Origin of the sequence: Rheinheimera baltica DSM 14885 (genome assembly GCF_000425345.1) — a bacterium.
Taxonomy (GTDB): Bacteria; Pseudomonadota; Gammaproteobacteria; order Enterobacterales; family Alteromonadaceae; genus Alishewanella; species Alishewanella baltica.
Genome location: NZ_AUDG01000071.1, coordinates 1 through 17,751 on the forward strand (window position 1 = coordinate 1; position 17,751 = coordinate 17,751).

13 protein-coding genes are annotated in these 17,751 nt (G+C 47.0%); 6 read left to right on the forward strand and 7 right to left on the reverse strand.

Annotation, left to right across the window (positions count from 1 at the left end):
* Window positions 1-659: 659 nt before the first annotated feature.
* A complete protein-coding gene (locus tag H595_RS0117465; RefSeq protein ID WP_027672350.1) occupies window positions 660-1,934 on the reverse strand; it encodes an ammonium transporter in 1,275 nt (424 codons plus the stop codon).
* A gap of 12 nt (window positions 1,935-1,946) precedes the next feature.
* A complete protein-coding gene (gene glnK, locus H595_RS0117470; protein WP_027672351.1) occupies window positions 1,947-2,285 on the reverse strand; it encodes a P-II family nitrogen regulator in 339 nt (112 codons plus the stop codon).
* 337 nt (window positions 2,286-2,622) lie between these two features.
* Between glnK and H595_RS0117480 the strand changes: the two genes are divergently transcribed.
* Window positions 2,623-5,976, forward strand: a complete 3,354-nt coding sequence (locus H595_RS0117480; protein WP_051219972.1) for a sensor histidine kinase — start codon at window positions 2,623-2,625, stop codon at window positions 5,974-5,976.
* Here H595_RS0117480 and H595_RS0117485 read toward each other — a convergent pair.
* The 3 genes from H595_RS0117485 to H595_RS0117495 form a co-directional block, all read right to left on the reverse strand.
* Window positions 5,973-6,359, reverse strand: a complete 387-nt coding sequence (locus H595_RS0117485; RefSeq protein WP_027672353.1) for a YacL family protein — start codon at window positions 6,357-6,359, stop codon at window positions 5,973-5,975. The two genes, H595_RS0117480 and H595_RS0117485, sit on opposite strands and share 4 nt — an antisense overlap.
* Before the next feature lie 175 nt (window positions 6,360-6,534).
* Complete coding sequence (acnB, locus tag H595_RS0117490) at window positions 6,535-9,132, reverse strand: bifunctional aconitate hydratase 2/2-methylisocitrate dehydratase (protein WP_027672354.1); 2,598 nt, start codon at window positions 9,130-9,132, stop codon at window positions 6,535-6,537.
* A gap of 368 nt (window positions 9,133-9,500) precedes the next feature.
* Window positions 9,501-11,573, reverse strand: a complete 2,073-nt coding sequence (locus H595_RS0117495) for a M13 family metallopeptidase (RefSeq protein WP_027672355.1) — start codon at window positions 11,571-11,573, stop codon at window positions 9,501-9,503.
* 149 nt (window positions 11,574-11,722) lie between these two features.
* Between H595_RS0117495 and H595_RS0117500 the strand changes: the two genes are divergently transcribed.
* From H595_RS0117500 to H595_RS0117510, 3 genes are read left to right on the forward strand one after another with little or no spacing between them, the layout of a single operon-like run.
* Entirely contained in the window at window positions 11,723-12,685 is a 963-nt protein-coding gene (locus H595_RS0117500) for a DUF2157 domain-containing protein (RefSeq protein WP_027672356.1), read from the forward strand.
* Window positions 12,682-13,719 carry a DUF4401 domain-containing protein gene (locus H595_RS0117505; protein ID WP_027672357.1) on the forward strand — a complete coding sequence of 346 codons (1,038 nt, stop codon included), beginning with the start codon at window positions 12,682-12,684 and terminating at the stop codon, window positions 13,717-13,719. The genes H595_RS0117500 and H595_RS0117505 overlap by 4 nt, the downstream gene beginning before the upstream one ends.
* Window positions 13,716-14,213 (forward strand): GDYXXLXY domain-containing protein, encoded by a 498-nt coding sequence (locus H595_RS0117510; protein WP_027672358.1) that lies wholly within the window; start codon window positions 13,716-13,718, stop codon window positions 14,211-14,213. Before H595_RS0117505 ends, H595_RS0117510 begins: the two co-directional genes overlap by 4 nt.
* A gap of 131 nt (window positions 14,214-14,344) precedes the next feature.
* Here H595_RS0117510 and H595_RS0117515 read toward each other — a convergent pair whose 3' ends face one another.
* Window positions 14,345-15,796 carry a DUF3612 domain-containing protein gene (locus H595_RS0117515; RefSeq protein ID WP_240474930.1) on the reverse strand — a complete coding sequence of 484 codons (1,452 nt, stop codon included), beginning with the start codon at window positions 15,794-15,796 and terminating at the stop codon, window positions 14,345-14,347.
* A 392-nt stretch (window positions 15,797-16,188) separates the two neighbouring features.
* Between H595_RS0117515 and H595_RS0117520 the strand changes: the two genes are divergently transcribed.
* Together H595_RS0117520 and H595_RS22755 are read left to right on the forward strand one after the other, a co-directional pair.
* Window positions 16,189-16,701 carry an aldolase/citrate lyase/malate synthase family protein gene (locus H595_RS0117520; protein WP_027672360.1) on the forward strand — a complete coding sequence of 171 codons (513 nt, stop codon included), beginning with the start codon at window positions 16,189-16,191 and terminating at the stop codon, window positions 16,699-16,701.
* 171 nt (window positions 16,702-16,872) lie between these two features.
* A complete protein-coding gene (locus H595_RS22755) occupies window positions 16,873-17,412 on the forward strand; it encodes a PAS domain-containing protein (protein WP_027672361.1) in 540 nt (179 codons plus the stop codon).
* Window positions 17,413-17,429: 17 nt separating this feature from the next.
* On the opposite strand, the gene H595_RS0117530 is transcribed toward H595_RS22755, so the two are convergent.
* The coding region (locus H595_RS0117530) for an IS5/IS1182 family transposase (RefSeq protein ID WP_027672362.1) at window positions 17,430-17,751 on the reverse strand (322 nt) is incomplete at its 5' end.

The following is a 17,751-nucleotide window of genomic DNA, read 5'->3' on the forward strand; positions in this document are numbered from 1 at the left end:
TGGCTCTCTCAAGTTCCTGATACATCTCTTTAATCATGCCACGGCTTGATAACTCCGCTGACTCGTCACAGCCTCACTTTAACGGCTGCTTTGCATGGACTTCGGTGGCGTTACAAACCTCGTCAGTCAGATTGTGCTTATCGAAGCGATACCAACCTTCAGGGACACGTATCCCCTGTGGCCTAACTAATTCTCTGTGTACGCTTCACCTATCTTGTTCGTCAGTAAAAAAAATACTGGCTCCGCCATAGGCGCAACACTCGATACGGGTGGTCAGTTACACCTTACCCGACAGGGACTTACACCCTGCAAGATGCATCAAGCTTTGCTTGACGCACTAACGCAACCACACAACACGTACTAAGTGTTCTGCTCCAGCGTCAGCGCTATGGGCTACTCATCATTGTCAGCCATCTGAAGTTAGATGTGCCGCAAGCTAAATGTTTAACCTTAAAGTAACGCCATGCGCTAGTAATCAGCTTGGGTTAGAGAATAAAAAACCCCGCGCTATAAAGCGCGGGGGGTCAGATAAAAAGACAAAGGACAAGGATAGACGTAGTTTGGTGATGTTGTTCAGCTCGCAGGGGCGGTGGCAGATACGGCAGCCACCTCCTCGCTTACTCGCTCCCGGGAAGTTTCACCAACTCTTCCCAGGCTGCTTACTTTACTGACGAGACGAATTCAGGGTAGGCTTCAATACCACACTCTGATGCGTCTACGCCTTCATACTCTGTTTCTTCGCTAACACGGATACCCATTACCAGTTTCAGCACATACCACACAATCAGGCTGGTACCAAATACCCAAACAAAGATGGTTGCAGCACCCACTAATTGCCCAACAAAGCTTGTACCTTCTTTAGTTAGTGGCACTAACATCAAACCAAAGAACCCAACAACACCGTGCACAGAAATCGCACCTACAGGGTCATCAATTTTCACTTTATCCATCATCAGAATAGACACCACTACAATGACACCCGCAACCGCACCAAATAAGGTAGCTTGCAGCGCTGTTGGGGTTGAAGGTTCAGCAGTAATAGCCACTAAGCCTGCTAATGCACCATTTAATACCATGGTTAAATCGGCTTTACGGAACAACACAACAGATAGAATCATCGCAGCAACGGCACCAGCGGCGGCAGCTGCATTGGTGTTTAAAAATACCATGGCGACACTGTTTGCATTGCCAATATCACCCAGCTTTAATACTGAGCCGCCATTAAAACCGAACCAGCCCATCCACAGAATCAAAGTACCAATAGTCGCTAGTGGCATATTTGAACCGGGAATAGCGATAGCTTTGCCATCTTTGCTGTATTTGCCTTTACGAGCCCCTAACAGCAACACACCTGCCAACGCTGCAGCGGCGCCCGCCATGTGTACAATGCCTGAGCCAGCAAAATCTGAGAAACCAAAATCATCACCTAAAGAATACAGACCAAATACGGCATTGCCACCCCAGGTCCAGCTACCTTCCATCGGGTAAATTACTGCCGTCATTACGACTGCAAAGGCCAGAAATGCCCATAGTTTCATACGCTCAGCTACTGCACCTGATACAATCGACATCGCTGTAGCAACAAAAACCACCTGGAAGAAAAAGTCTGACGCTTTTGAATATATCGCACCGCCAGTGAAGCCATCTTCACGGCCAGCAAACTCTGTTAACGTTGCATCAACGTCTACTGCGCCAATGCCTGACAAGAAGTAACCGCCGCCATACATTAATTCATAGCCGCACACTAAATACATAATGCAGGCAATGGCATAAAGTGAGACGTTTTTAGTTAAAATTTCAGTCGTATTTTTTGCTCGAACTAAGCCAGCTTCCAGCATGGCAAAACCTGCTGCCATCCACATAACCAGGGCACCGCAAACCAAAAAGTAAAAGGTGTCCATTGCGTATTGTAAGTGAAAAATTTGCTCTTGCATGATAACAGCTCCTTAAATGGCTTCAGCGTCAGATTCGCCGGTACGAATACGCACAGCCTGCTCCAGGTCATAAACGAAAATCTTACCGTCGCCAATACGACCGGTGTATGCCGCTTTTTGAATGGCTTCGATTAAGCGATCAACCTGATCATCCAGCGTAGCAATCTCCAGCTTCACTTTAGGCAGGAAATCAACCTGATACTCAGCACCGCGGTATAATTCGGTATGCCCTTTCTGGCGGCCGAAACCTTTTACTTCTGTTACCGTTAAACCTTCTACCCCAATGTCAGCAATAGCTTCGCGTACATCGTCCAGTTTAAACGGCTTGATGATGGCACATACAAGCTTCATATCGTTTTCCTTTTTACTTTTATAATGCGATTGCAATTTATATAAGAAAACCTTGTGCCACTTTTTCATTTCAAACAAAATCATGCACTTATGAAAATATAACGTTACAACTGATTATATTTCGCACCAATTGAGTGCACTTTTTCCCTCTGGCTGTGCAAAGGTAAAGCTCAAGCACAGCACAACTAATTCAACTACACTCACACCAGATGGCATCAAATTAAGTAGTTGCAGCAAAGCGAGTTTTTCCATACCGTTTAGTTTCAAGCCGTGCTATTAACAATCAGCTTGAAGCTCACAACTGAGAATGTATTGGTTTAAATAATCAAGGTTGGTTATGTGTCGTAACGTACAAAAATGTGTCGTCTTGGTAATAGCATTTATCGCGCTGCAAATGCATACGGTATTATTGGCCGCCGAGCCTTTAGCATCACGTTTTGTTCGTTTGGATATACAACAAGGGTTATCGCAAGCCACCGTTACCGCAATAGCACAAGATGACATTGGCAATATTTGGATTGGCACCCAAAATGGGTTAAACCGTTATGACGGCTTTAGTGTAGAGGTGTTTCAACTTGATAAACAGCAGCATACCGTATCAGATAACTTTGTTACCTCGCTGGTTATCGACAATCAAAAGCAACTATGGATTGGCACCTTAAACGGGCTAAACCGGTTTACTCCCTCAACAGCAACTTTTGCTGATATCGCGTTGGTATCCGGCCGCCAGCGTCTGGATAACGCGATTATCTCCTTACACCTGGATAACCAGCAACGGCTTTGGGCTGGCACAGAACGTGGCCCTGCGCTATTAAACGCCACCGGTAACATGCTGTTATCATGGCCACAACAGGCACCATCTGAGCACATTTTCCAGCAACAAAATATCACCGCTTTAACCACCGATAACAGCGGGCATTTATGGCTGGGCACGCCTCGGGGATTGTTTTGTGTAGAGATATCCAGTGGCAACGTAATTGAGATTGCTGACTATCCTTACCCTGACGCATCAGTTATGGCATTGCTCTATGATGAGGCTGGCCGGCTATGGGTGGGGCTGGAAAATGAAGGCTTAATAATGCGCGAGGCCAATAGCTCAGCCTGGACTCAAATTACACTTGCCAGCTATAACAACGGCATTACCAGCAAAGAAATTCGTAGCATCAAGCTGTCTCAAAACGGCAACCTCTGGGTGGGTACTCAGCATGGGTTAAACCAGCTTCAGCTATCCGAAGGCCTGTGGCAGCAAAAAGCCTCTTACTACCATCAACGTAACAATAAAACGAGTCTTGGTAGTGGTAAAGTGATCGCACTGTTGGAAGATAACGATAACAGCCTTTGGGTGGGCACCTGGAATGGTGGTGTGTCACGCCTGCATCAGGCGAGTAATTTATTTACCAGTATCACGCCAGACTTACCCCTAATGGCAGCAGCCAGAAACCCTGCAACCATAACATTAGCCAGCCTGGAACAGCGCGTCTGGGCAGGTACTGCTGATGGCTTATTCAGCATGAATTTGCCTGGCGCTGAATTTAACCCGGTAGGTGATCCGCAAGAAAGCATTACGTTTTACAGCACATTAAAACGTGCAGACAGCATACTTTTTGGCCACAGTAGCGGCATAAAACAGCTTGAAATTAGTACAGGTGCCTATCGTGATTTAACTTTACCCGTTGATCTGCCTGCTGGTCCGGTAAGACGCATGTTGGATACGTCTGCGCATTTGTGGTTAGCCATTGATCAGTTTGGCATTGTACTACTGGACCCTAAGCTACAATTTGTTGTGAAGCGCCATAGCTTTAGCCGCTCTATTACTTTTATTAAACCGCTTCAACAATTTATCTTAGTCGGCTCTTACGATGGCTTGTCTTGGTTTGATGCTAGCACCGGTGAACTGCTCTTTAACCATGCTATTGGTACATCATTTGACAATAACCAGGCCGAGCTAAAGTTTGCACCAATGGATTATGTGCAAACGCCAGATGGCAAACATTGGTTGGCAACCAACGGTGGCGGCTTGAAGGAGCTTATCATTCCAACCCCTTTTGACAACCCGGCTCGTGCCGGTTTTAAATCTTATATGGATCCTCAAGGTTTAGTAAGTAAACAACTTAAATCAGCAGAGACGGATGATGCAGGAAACATCTGGTTTAGCACCTCCTCTGGCATTGCAGTATTTCTCCCTCAAAGCAGCACTTTTCGCAATTTTAGTGCCTACCACGGTACGCTGAACCGCGACTACATTAATGCTTCCAGCAGCAAATTGGATAATGGCGATATTGTGTTTGGTGGTATGGATGGCTTTACCGTGTTTAGCCCAGAACTGGTGTTAGCATATCAAGCACCTGACATTGCCACACCACATATTAAAGAAATTGATGTCAATGGCATCCCCTTGCAGCTTGATACCCTTAATACAGACGCGTCTTTAGCCAAAGTACTGCACAGCGATAAGCACCTGACAATTCCTGCAACAGGTTCACGCAGTGTCAGTTTTAAGTTTTCTACCCGTGAGTTTATTGAAAGCCAACAGATAAAGTTCCAATACCGCTTAGATCCGCTGTCAGTCGCGTGGACGACTAAAGACTCTAACAATCGCTCTGCAGATTTTGAACGACTACCGCCGGGCACGTATCTGTTACGTTTGCGTGCAGGTTTACCCCAGTCGGGCTGGAGTGAAGAGCAGCAACTTACTGTTGAAGTATTGCCGCTATGGTGGGAAACCTGGCTCGCCAGACTCCTCATAATTAGCTTTATAATATGCCTATTACTTACTGTACATGTTATGCGTTTACGCCAGATGCAACAGCGACAAGAAGAACTCGCCTGGCTGGTTGAAGAGCGCACAAATGCGTTAAATGAGCGCAGCAAGGCACTGGAAGAGTCTAAGAACCGAGCAGAACACACTGTGCAACAATTGGCGTCTACGATGAAAGAGTTAGTGCGCACAGAAAAAATGGCCGCGCTAGGCCAACTAGTAGCGGGTGTAGCACATGAAGTTAATACACCGCTTGGCGTGGCATTAACCGCCAGTAGTATTGTCAATGAAGAAAGTGTTCAGCTAACAAACCGCTTAGCAAGTGGCAATATTCGCCGTACCGAACTAACAGAGTACCTCAACAAACTTACCCAAGCGACTCAACTACTCAATACTAACCTGCAACGTGCGGCACATTTGGTGATAAATTTTAAGCAAGTATCGGTCGACCGTACTGCGGATAATCAACGTCGGTTCAATCTAGCCGAATACATAGATGAATTACTTGAAAGCTTACGACTAATGTGGCGCTCTCGAGAAATTAGCATTGAGGTTAGCTGCGCCAATAATATTATGATGGATAGCTACCCTGGTACTGTCGGTCAAATTATTACCAACTTTTGCCAAAATACCATGTTGCATGCCTTCAAAGACCATGCAGTTGGTCATATTACTATCACTTGTTGCCAGCGTGATAATCTGGTTGAAATTGTATTTGCTGACGATGGCATAGGCATTAGCAAAGAAAACCTGGAACGCATTTTTGATCCCTTCTTTACCACTAGCCGCCATCAAGGTGGAACAGGCTTAGGCTTGCATATTGTTTACAACCTTGTGACGCAAAAGCTGCGTGGCAATATCAGCGTTAGCAGCACAGAAGGGCAAGGTACACAGTTCACCCTGCTGTTGCCACTTAACGTATACGATAGTTAATCTGCCAAAAACTGCTGCCATTCGCGCAGCAGTTTTAACAGATCTTCCAGCCCACATTGCATTGTCATACCGTGCTCGTCTAACTGTAGATCATCTTCTTTTAGCTTTTGTTGTTGCTCGGCAACAGGGTGCTCTGCATTGTAGAACAGCGTATTATGACTTAGCGTCACTTCCCCTTCGTCCACTTCCAGCAAAAACTCTTTACCCTGATATTGCGTAGGCTGATGTGATTTGTGTTTAGTAAGTTGCTGAATAATTGCCTGATAAGCCTCAGCCTGCTGGCCAAACTCGTCCAGCAAAAAGCGGCCTAATACCTCATGCTCTGCTGGCAGCTTGATGCTGAATTGCAAGGTGTTACGATCGTAAATAAAGTCGTATTCCATACTTCTGTTCCATGTTTAAGCAATAGTTGGAACTTTGCACGAGCGGCGCCTGCATACTCTGTCAGGCTCGCCAAGCGTTCGTCTGTTTACCGGTAATAAAATTGTAGCTGCTATGGCTATATTAGCCAGCAGAAAAAAGGCCTGCAAATGCAGGCCTTTAGCAACAGAGCTGGAATTACACCGCTTGCTGAATAATCACGTTATCCGCTTTTTTGGTGTACTGCTCCATGCGATGGAAGTTCAGGTATCGGTAAGTATCGGCCGCTGTGGCGTCGATTTGCTTCGCGTATTCCAGATACTCCGCTACCGTTGGTAACTTACCAATGATAGAGGCTACCGCCGCCAACTCAGCTGAAGCTAAGTACACGTTAGCGCCCTGACCTAAACGGTTAGGGAAGTTACGGGTAGAAGTAGACACTACCGTTGATTTCTCTGCCACACGCGCCTGGTTACCCATACACAGTGAACAGCCTGGCATTTCAGTGCGGGCACCTACTTTACCGAAGATGCTGTAGTAACCTTCTTCGGTTAACTGTGCCTGGTCCATCTTCGTTGGTGGTGCAATCCACAAACGCGTTGGTAACTGGCCTTTGAACTTATCTAACAGCTTACCTGCAGCACGGAAGTGTCCAATGTTGGTCATACAAGAACCGATAAACACTTCATCAATCTTGTCGCCGGCTACTTCAGACAGTAAACGTGCGTCATCCGGATCGTTAGGCGCGCACAGTACCGGCTCTTTAATATCAGCCAGGTCAATTTCGATAATTTCGCTGTACTCAGCATCCGCATCTGCAGACATCAACTGCGGATCTTTCAGCCAGGCTTGCATTGCCTGAATACGACGTTCGATAGTCCGTACATCACCGTAGCCTTCAGAAATCATCCACTTAAGCATCACGATGTTTGATTCTAAATACTCAGCAATAGACGCGTCTGACAGCTTAATAGTACAACCGGCAGCTGAACGCTCTGCTGAGGCATCAGATAATTCAAACGCTTGCTCAACAGTTAAGTTTGGTAAGCCTTCAATTTCCAGAATACGGCCAGAGAAGATGTTCTTCTTGCCTTTCTTATCAACCGTTAACAAACCTTTTTGAATAGCCACATACGGAATAGCATGCACTAGGTCGCGCAGGGTAATACCCGGCTGCATTTCACCTTTAAAGCGCACTAACACTGATTCTGGCATATCCAGTGGCATAACACCGGTTGCTGCAGCAAATGCGACTAAACCAGAGCCCGCCGGGAACGAAATGCCAATTGGGAAACGGGTGTGCGAGTCACCACCGGTACCTACGGTATCAGGCAGTAACATGCGGTTTAACCAGCTGTGGATGATGCCATCACCCGGACGCAGTGATACACCGCCACGGTTCATAATGAAATCTGGCAGCGTGTGGTGCGTATCAACATCTACCGGCTTTGGATAAGCCGCAGTGTGACAGAAAGACTGCATAGTTAAATCAGCAGAGAAACCTAAACAGGCTAAGTCTTTTAACTCGTCACGCGTCATTGGGCCGGTAGTATCTTGCGAGCCTACGGTGGTCATCTTCGGTTCACAATAAACACCTGGGCGCACACCTTTCACGCCACACGCTTTACCTACCATTTTCTGCGCCAGCGTGAAGCCTTTGCCTGAATCAGCTTTAGCTTGCGGACGACGGAATTTGTCAGATGGGCCATGGCCTAAAAATTCACGCGCACGGTCAGTTAAACCACGGCCAATGATTAGTGGAATACGGCCACCAGCGCGCACTTCATCGATAAGTACATCTGTTGCCAGGCTAAATTCAGCAAGTACTTCATCAGTACCGTGACGTACCACTTTGCCCTCGAACGGCAGAATGTCGATTACATCGCCCATTTCCAGCTGGTTTACGTCAACTTCAATGGGTAGTGCACCGGAGTCTTCCATAGTGTTAAAGAAGATTGGCGCAATTTTGCCGCCTAAGACAAAACCACCACCGCGCTTATTTGGTACGTATGGAATATCATCACCCATAAACCACAGCACAGAGTTAGTCGCAGATTTACGTGAAGAACCAGTACCTACAACGTCGCCAACGTAAGCCAGTGGGAAACCTTTCTTATTCAGTTCATCCAGTTGCTTGATTGGGCCGACAGTACCCGGTTGATCCGGGTTGATACCTTCGCGGGCATTTTTCAGCATCGCTAAAGCATGCAATGGGATATCAGGACGTGACCAGGCATCGGGTGCCGGTGATAAATCGTCGGTGTTGGTTTCGCCCGACACTTTAAATACGGTAACGGTAATTTTTTCTGCTAAGGCTGGCTTGGCTTCAAACCATTCAGCGTCGGCCCAGCTTTGTACTACTTGTTTTGCATGCGCATTACCCGCATCGGCTTTTTCTGTTACGTCATGAAACGCATCAAAAATTAATAACGTATGTGATAAGGCTTTTGCAGCAACCGGAGCCAATTTGGCATCGTCTAACAGGCTGATTAATGGCTCAATATTGTAGCCACCCATCATAGTACCCAGCAGCTCAGTCGCGCGTTCTGCGCTGATTAAACTGCAGCTGGTTTCACCTTTAGCAACAGCAGCTAAAAAGCCAGCTTTAACGTAAGCGGCTTCATCCACACCTGGTGGTACGCGGTTTATCAATAAATCTAAAAGGGTTTCTTCTTCGCCTTTTGGCGGGTTCTTTAACAAGTCAACTAAAGCGGCTACCTGCTCTGCATTGAGCGGTTTTGGCGGGATACCTTGCGCTGCGCGCTCGGCCACATGTTCGCGATATTGTTGTAGCACAGTATGATCCTCTTGGTCGTTTGCTGCAGTCTTGCCACTGCAGCGTCATTCTTAGAATGAATGGGCGTGATTATATGAAATTTCGGGCCAAATTGACATCTGGTCGTTAACCACCCTACTTATAATGGGTATAAATACGGTGAATGCAAAACCGAATGTTTTATATTATCTATTATAGTGGTCAGACCAATAAAAAGGCTGAGCAGTTGCATGCTCAGCCTGTGTAGTCTAGCAGAAAAATATTACCCAATGGATTTCAACATGCACGTAGGCGGCAAGACCATCAATCTCCATGAGCTTAGCTTTTCTAAGTGATTGGAGTTGATGGCCGCAGCTAACACCCTTGCATTTTGAAAGACGACGGGTAATTACCAGATCTTAACGCGCTGCTCTGGCGCAATATACATCGCATCGCCTTCTTTAATATCAAAGGCAGTGTAAAATTGCGGAATATTAGGCAGCACGCCAATAACACGATAATGCGCCGGAGAGTGTGGCCCGGTGCTTAGCTGACGCTTAAGCGCCTCTTCGCGATATTGCGAACGCCACACTTGCGCCCAGCTTAAGAAAAAGCGTTGTTCGCCGGTAAAGCCATCTAATACTGGCGCCTCTTTACCTTCCAGTGATAATTGGAACGCTTTTAATGCTACCGTCATCCCCCCTAGGTCACCAATGTTCTCACCCAGTGCCAATGCACCGTTAATGCTTAAGCCTGGCAGGGGTTCAAACTTATTGTACTGGCCAATTAACTTAGCTCCACGCGCCTGGAACTGCATTCTGTCTTGCTCAGTCCACCAGTTGCGCAGGTTACCGTTACCATCGTATTTAGCCCCCTGGTCGTCAAAACCATGGCCAATTTCGTGGCCAATAACACCACCGATACCGCCATAGTTCACTGCATCGTCTGCTGCCATATTAAAGAAAGGCGGTTGTAAAATAGCCGCAGGGAATACAATTTCGTTGTTTACCGGGTTGTAGTAGGCATTTACCGTTTGCGGAGTCATAAACCATTCGCTCTTATCGATTGGCTTACCCAGCTTGTTCACCATTTCGTCATAGCCCCAATGACTGGAGCGAACAAAGTTACCAACCAGGTCATCAGCTTTAATTTCAAGAGCGGAGTAATCTTTCCACTTATCCGGGTAACCAATTTTCGGCGTAAAGGTACTGAGTTTTTCCAATGCCGCTACTTTGGTGTCTTCCGTCATCCACTCAAGCTCTTTAATGGCGATTTCGTAAGCCTTAATCAGGTTAGCGACTAATTCCTCCATACGTGCTTTCGCTTCTGGCTTGAAATGACGCTCAACGTAAAGCTTACCGGTCAGCTCACCCAATACCTCATCTGAAGCGGCAACTGCGCGCTTCCAACGTGGCTGCTGCTGCTCTATGCCACTTAATGTTGTGCCATAAAAAGCAAAACGGCGGTCTGCAAAGTTGCTGCTAAGCTTGTCGGCATAGCCATGAATGGTTTTAATGCTTAAATAGTCTTGCCAGCTTTGTAAATCAGTTGCCGCTAATACCTTAGCGAAACCTTCAAAATAACTTGGTTGACGTACGATAATGTCGGCAACGCTATTAAGCTTTACTCCAGTTGCGAAGCTGGCCCAGTCAAAGCTGCCCATAGTGTTATCAAGATCAGTGGCGGCAATTTTGTTATACGTTTTATCAGCATTGCGGCTTTCAACTCTTGTCCAGTGGTGCTCAGCCAGTGCTTTTTCCAGCGCGTATACCCGCTCAGCTGCAGCAGCGGCATCTGAGTTACCTGCCAGGGTAAACATGTCTGTTAAATAGGTTTTGTAATCAGCAATCAGCTTTAATGAGGCTTCGTCATCTTTAAAATAGTAATCGCGATCGGGCAAGCCTAAACCACCTTGACCAAGGTAAACTGCATACTCGGTGGAGTTTTTCGCGTCGTTGTTAACATACCAACCAAAGGGAATGGCCACACCATCACGTTGCAAGCGGGCAAACAGCGGCGCCAGTTGCGCCTTGTCGGTAAGCGCTTTAATGGCATCCAGCTGCGGCGCCAGTGGTGTTAATCCGAGCTTTTCAATCGTAGCTTCATCCATAAAACTGTTGTAAAAACTGCCTAGCTTTTGCTCGTCTGAACCGGCTTTTAAGTCTGTGCGCGCGGACACTTCATCGATAATGGCTTTAACCGCTTGCTGTGAATTGTCATTTAAAATATGGAACGAACCATAGGAGGCTTTGTCAGCAGGAATAGGCGTTTCGGCTAACCATTTACCGTTAACTGCCAGGAAAAAGTCTTCGCTAAACTTTACGGCTGGGTCAAAGTATTGCGTGTCTATACCCGATACTAATGGCGCTGCGACTTCTGCAGCTACGGGTTGTTGCACTTTCGTTTTGGTATCTTGATTGTTACACGCCGTAAGGCCAAGTGCCAACGCCACTGAGGCGGCGGCTAAAGTAAGCTTTTTCATTGTTGTTATCCTGGTTAGGTTACATATTTTAACGCTTTGACATACTAACCTGAGCTAACCCTATATAACAAACACCTCACCTGATGAAGTTGTAACAAGTTATAAAAACGCTATGATGTTATCCACTTAATGCTACGCTAAGCCAAAATATGGATAAACTGCGCCGCGCCGACCAATTGTTTCAGTGGACCGAGCAACAGCAACTGAACGCCAGCCAACTTCAGTTGGCAGAAACACAGTTCAGCCTGCAACCAGGCCAACAACACTGGCTGACATTAGCTAACTACGTGCTGTTATTTGGCAGTGTGGTGCTACTTAGCAGTGCGTTAATTTTCTTTTTTGCCCACAATTGGCCACTAATGCATTATCTGGCTAAATTTGCTCTGGCTGGCAGTGCGGTACTCGTAGCAGGTAGCGTGGCAGTATTTAGCCCCGTTAAAAGCTTAATGCAGCGTGCAGCCATGCTGGCCACTGCCATTCTAACCGGCGCCTTATTGGCATTAATTGGCCAGACTTATCAAACCGGTGCCGATATCTGGCAATTATTTGCGGGATGGGCTGCACTCATTACCCCGTTGGTACTACTTAGCAAAAGCCGGGGCTGTTACCTGTTATGGTTTAGCTTGATCGAACTGGCCTTGTTGCGATATCTGGATAATAACTCGTGGCTTTGGCTACTAAGTGCATCTTATATTGCGCTGTATTTGGCGCTGGCGAATTTTGTACTGCTATTACTAAGCGAACTTGTGTTGCAAAAGCTAGGCGTTAACAATCCCAAGCCATTAGCATGGCTAAGTGCGGTTGCGATGATGCTGCCACTCACCTTTGGCGCGACTCTGGGCGTGTGGGAAACAGAGTATCAGCCAAACCTGCTGTGTTACTTATTGCTAGGTACCGGGTTGGCATTGTGGTATTTCCGCCTACAGCGCGATTTGCTCGTGTTTGCCCTACTGCTGTTCAGTGCCATTGCGGTGAGCACCGCAGCCCTTGCACGCTTAATGGCCTTTAGCGACAACTTTTTTATCATCAATTTGTTGGCGCTTTATGTTATCGGTAGCAGTGCCGGTGCGGCGGTGTGGCTTAAGAAACTGCAGCGGGAGCAGTCGCGATGAACAGCGAAAAAATACTAACCTCAGAGCTACTGCAACAAGCAGACATTATTGATGAAGCCCAAATGCAGCAATTGCAGCAACACGGCTCGCCTTGGTGGCTACAAATACTGCAAGGTATTGCGGCCTGGATAGCGTCGTTATTTATTATCAGCGCCTTTATTGGCCCAATACTGGCAGTCTCCGACGGCAGTACTATAAAAGCAGGCGTTGCCGTTATATTGTTGGCAGGCAGTATCTGGCTGGCAACCCGGCGTCAGGAATTTGTGCAACATCTGTCCGTTGCCGTTGCTCTTGCGGGCCAGGGCTTGCTGGTATACACCCTATATGAACTGTTTAATCATGTTGATTCTGCTTATGCCTGTGTGGTTATCACCGCACTATTGCTGTTAAGCCCTCTTAATCAATTGCATCAACGCCTTAGCATAAGCATCGCGTTGATATGCTTGTTATCGTTACTGCATTCGGCAACCGTTGTTGCGCTAGGCAGCAATGTGCTGGCAGCAGGGGCAATTTTGCTGTGGTGTAGCCGATTGAAATGGGCCGGTATTCGCCACGCCGATAAGTTAAAAAGCCTGCTGGAAGTCACAACTCTGGCAGGGCTTTGTTTAGCATTGATGGGCCAATGTTTACCTATGCTTGATCTCAGTGATTGGCTGGGTAATAAGCTGGATGTCGCCCGCGCGCTTTATAGTGCGCTTGGCAGTGTAATATTAATATCGACCGTATTTTGGCTCAGTCGTTTTGCAACGGTGCCCAGCCGTTTAGCCTTAATAACCATCACAACCGCGTTATGCGTGTTGTTGTATCCGGCATCGGGCTTATTGGTTAGCACAGCATTAATGCTGGCGTGTTTTTATGGTGGCAGCACTCGTTGGATCTTGTTGTGCCTGTTAAGCATGTTAGTTGCTATTAGTCAGTTTTATTACCAATTGCAGCTAAATTTACTGCACAAGTCTGCCATTTTGGCACTTAGTGGCTTGGTATTACTGGCCGCCTGGTGGCTACTGCAACGCTATCAACGGAGGCTGGCATGACACTCAAACGCTACCCGCTGGCTATTGCCGCAGCAGTATTGCTCATTTTGGCGGCTGCTGGGATAACTATTTACCAGTTTGAACAAACGCTAAAAACCGGTCGACTGGTGAATATTGAACTGGCGCCTGTCGATCCGCGCTCTATTATGCAGGGCGATTATATGGCACTGGCGTTCGCCATTGACCGTGAACTAAAGGACGATGCCCGGCAGTACAAATATGCCTGGATCAACGTTAATGATAAGCAGCAAGCCCGCCTGCATAACCTGTCGAATACCCAGCCTAAGGCAACACCGGAATTAGCCGCAATGCTTCTACGCCAACGTGACGGCATAATAAGTATTGGCCCTAATGCCTTCTTTTTTGCCGAAGGCACAGCAGAACGCTACGAGCAGGCGCGTTATGGTCAGTTTCGCATAGATGCCAGTGGTAAGGCGCTGCTGACAGGGCTGCTGGATAAAGATCTGAACCTACTAGGGGAAAACGAGCGTTGATAACACGCGGGATCATCAAAGCAGAATCGGTTTAGCCTTAGTCAACCGTTGAAGCCCTGGACGGGCTGAAACGAGCCCCCATGGATGGGTTCACGGCGTGTTGACGTGGGTAAACCGGTTCTGTTAGGGCATCATACCCGAAGGCTTTCACACTGATAACAGCCGGGGCTACGTGGGCAGCTGTTGCCACGAGCGCAAATGAGCTGTGCCGGTTTTTGTAAGCTGCGCGCAACCCAATTAATGTTCAGTATGTTGGCGACACTGGTTAGCGCCGTTTGAATCTTTTTCGGTACCCTGGCGCCACCGGCACTGCCGATACATAATTGTTTTAACTCGCCTGCCATACTGTCGGCATCTTCGCCCTGCGCCAGCAACGCCGGGTTCAAATCGATACCAGCGCACAGCACATGGGCATTACCGGCTAAATCACTTACCTTGGTCGACTCACAGCAATAAATACGCGGCATGCCGTTTACATCAAGCAACGACAACTGTGCTGAGCTGCTAACCCCTTCAACATCAAACATACGAAACACTGCCCAATGCTGACACGGATCCTGCACCTGTCGCATATTGCCCCAAGGCAAAGGAATACCGTTGCCGCGATATACGGCTTTTAATTTCCCCGGTGTGTAAGCATCGAAATAATGCCAGTGGGTATAAGGTGATACCGCCGTCATTCGCCGCATGGCAACAGACGCTGACACGCCGGCCTGTTGGTGGCTACTTATTTCATAGCCGTGGCGGTCAAGTAACTGGCGAAATGGCAGTTTTGGGCACAACAGCGCCCCGGCAAAAAAGCTCGATTCAAAGTCACGCCAGGCATGCAAAATATCCTGCGGTTGCACAGCGCTTGAGTCAGACAAATCATCATCGCGTGCACCACCCACCATCATGCTACTTTTTACACCGTCTTTATTGTGCAGCACCGCATGGCCTATATGCACTGCCAACTCGTATTTTAATCGGGTTGGAAAGGCTTTTAGTAAGCTGTTTAAATGCAGCGTATTCGGTGGCGCAAAAAACGAGGTTGAAACATTTTTTGACAGCACCCCAAGCTCGTCTAACAGCTCTTTTGGCGTTTCGGTAAACCATTTAACGCTTAGCCCCAACTGCTTGGTGATAACCAGTAAATCGTCGACACTAAGCGGCATTCGCTTTTGCCCAACCTCCTCAGCAGCACGTTCCAGCTCGGGAAAGTGGTTTTGGTTATGCTCTTGATGAGCACGTATTAGCAACTGCGCAAACTGTTTGCCGCTGGTACCGGTTTGCGACAACATTTCAGGTATCGCAATTTGTAAAATGTCATTTGAAAACAAAAAGCCCGGTTCCAGCGCCATGCCATTAATGCCGCCTTTGGCACCTTTTTGTGGCGTTAAGTCCTCGCCGGCATCGTCACCATCCAGAAACCAGTCAATGTCTTTTTGAAACACCTCCGCAATCACCTCCAGCATTTCAATGCCAGGCGTGCGCTTGCCGCGTTCAATCATGGACAAATAAGACACCGATGGCGCTTGCTCCGGGTTTACACGGATACAGCGGGTAGATAAATCTTCCATCGTTAAGTTATTGCGTTTACGCAAGTTTCTTATCTTGGTTCCAAGAAAATGCGACTTTCTAAGCAGGCTTTTGTTTATTTTCATTTTGTAAAATTCACACTGTAAAATTTTTATTGTGAAATTATGCTAATTTTTAGCCTAGACTAGTTTTTAACCGATAGCAACTGGTCTGATGTTTAACACTGATGACCATAGAAGCAGATACTCAGACACTGACGGCACAGGGGCAGACCCATTTCGCGTCAGCGAAGGCGGACACCACATTCGTCTGGAACGAATGTGAACTGCGCAGCAGGTCCGCCTGATGTAGGGCAGGATTGCACGTAATCCCGCTGCCACGAGCATGGCAGTATCTGAGTATCGGTAATTACACTCAGAACCGGATGATAAACATAGTTAAAAACGAGGATGACATCATGACAACACTGGCCCAACAACACAGCAATCAATCACAAAGCCAAACAGCCTGGATGGCAACCGAGCTTAGCGTGATTAACCAGCTGAACCAGCGCCATGTTCAGCAGGTGATGGATTACTCAAAAGGCTTTTTAGATAAAACTTTCCCACTCCAGCAAGGCTCACACAAAGACGTATGCAGTTATGTGGTGTATTACCAGCAACTGCTGGCGTTCTTTGCAGATGGCAGCACCAGCGGCCTGCAAAACCCGGCGCAGTTTGTTGCATTAAGCGGCCATCGTGAAACACCAAATTCTATCGTACTGAATAACAGTGGCCGCCATGTAGAATTAATTTTAAACCGCAACGGTTTTAACGGTTGTCAGGATAAAGCCAGCATTGACGATATTCAGCTGCAAACCTCTGAGCCCAACAGTATTTGGTTTAGCATGGTGACCGGCCGTCAGGTAAATTGCGCTCATAAAGGTAACAAACAGTTTACTTGCAAAGATGGCTTGCCGTATTCGCTTTAATTTATCGTTGTACACTGCTTAGCACCAAGCCCTTTTGCTGCAAACAAAAGGGCTTTTTATATCTATAAAATATTTCCCGCACCAAAATATACATCTACACTTAATACGCAATGCAATGCACCCCCTTAAGATCCAGCGAATTTAATACTAACCGCAGTGAAGAGGCAGACTATGTCATTTTTCGGATTTAAACGCAGCAGTACGACAATTGAACCTATTATTGATGCCTCAATTATTGCAGCGAAGGACACCCTTAGCGCGGTTAAAACATCAATGCCCTATATTAGTTTTTCGCCAGATGGCACCATACAAGATGTCAACAACCTGTTTCTCAATGTCATTGGTTATTCTGCTGAAAATGTTATCGGCAAACATCACAAAATATTCTGCCTTTCCAGTTACACTAACTCCGATGAATACCGCATGTTCTGGCGCGACCTTGCCAACGGTAAAGCCTCTAGTGGTAGTTTTTTACGTATTAAGAAAGATGGCTCGCCGGTGTATTTGCAAGCCAGTTATATTCCGGTTAAAAATGCGCAAGGCAACGTAAATCAGATCATTAAAATTGCCAGCGACGTCACCTCACAGCACAATGCATTGGCCGATAAAGAAGCCGTTTTTTCTGCACTAGACCGCTCAATGGCGGTTATCGAATTCACCAATGATGGCACAATAATTACCGCAAACGATAATTTTACTAGGGCCTGTTGATCTTTGCTGTTTATAATTCAGCCAACCCACATTGGCAGCCATAATAGACAGCAAGCCAAGGCAAGTGTACTTGCATAATTCCGGGCCAATTTATCATACCGGGTTGCTACTGAACGGTAATGTTTTAGCCTGGCAAACACGTTCTCTACTAAATGGCGATATTTGTACAGACACCAATCAATATCGCCATTTCCAATTTTTGAATTACGTTTACGCGGTATCGTTGGGACGCCATTTTTCGCTCGGATCTGCTCCCGTACTTTCTCACTGTCATAGCCCCGGTCTGCGATAACATGCTCGGCATCAGGCAGTTGTTCAAGTAACTCTATAGCTGCTTTG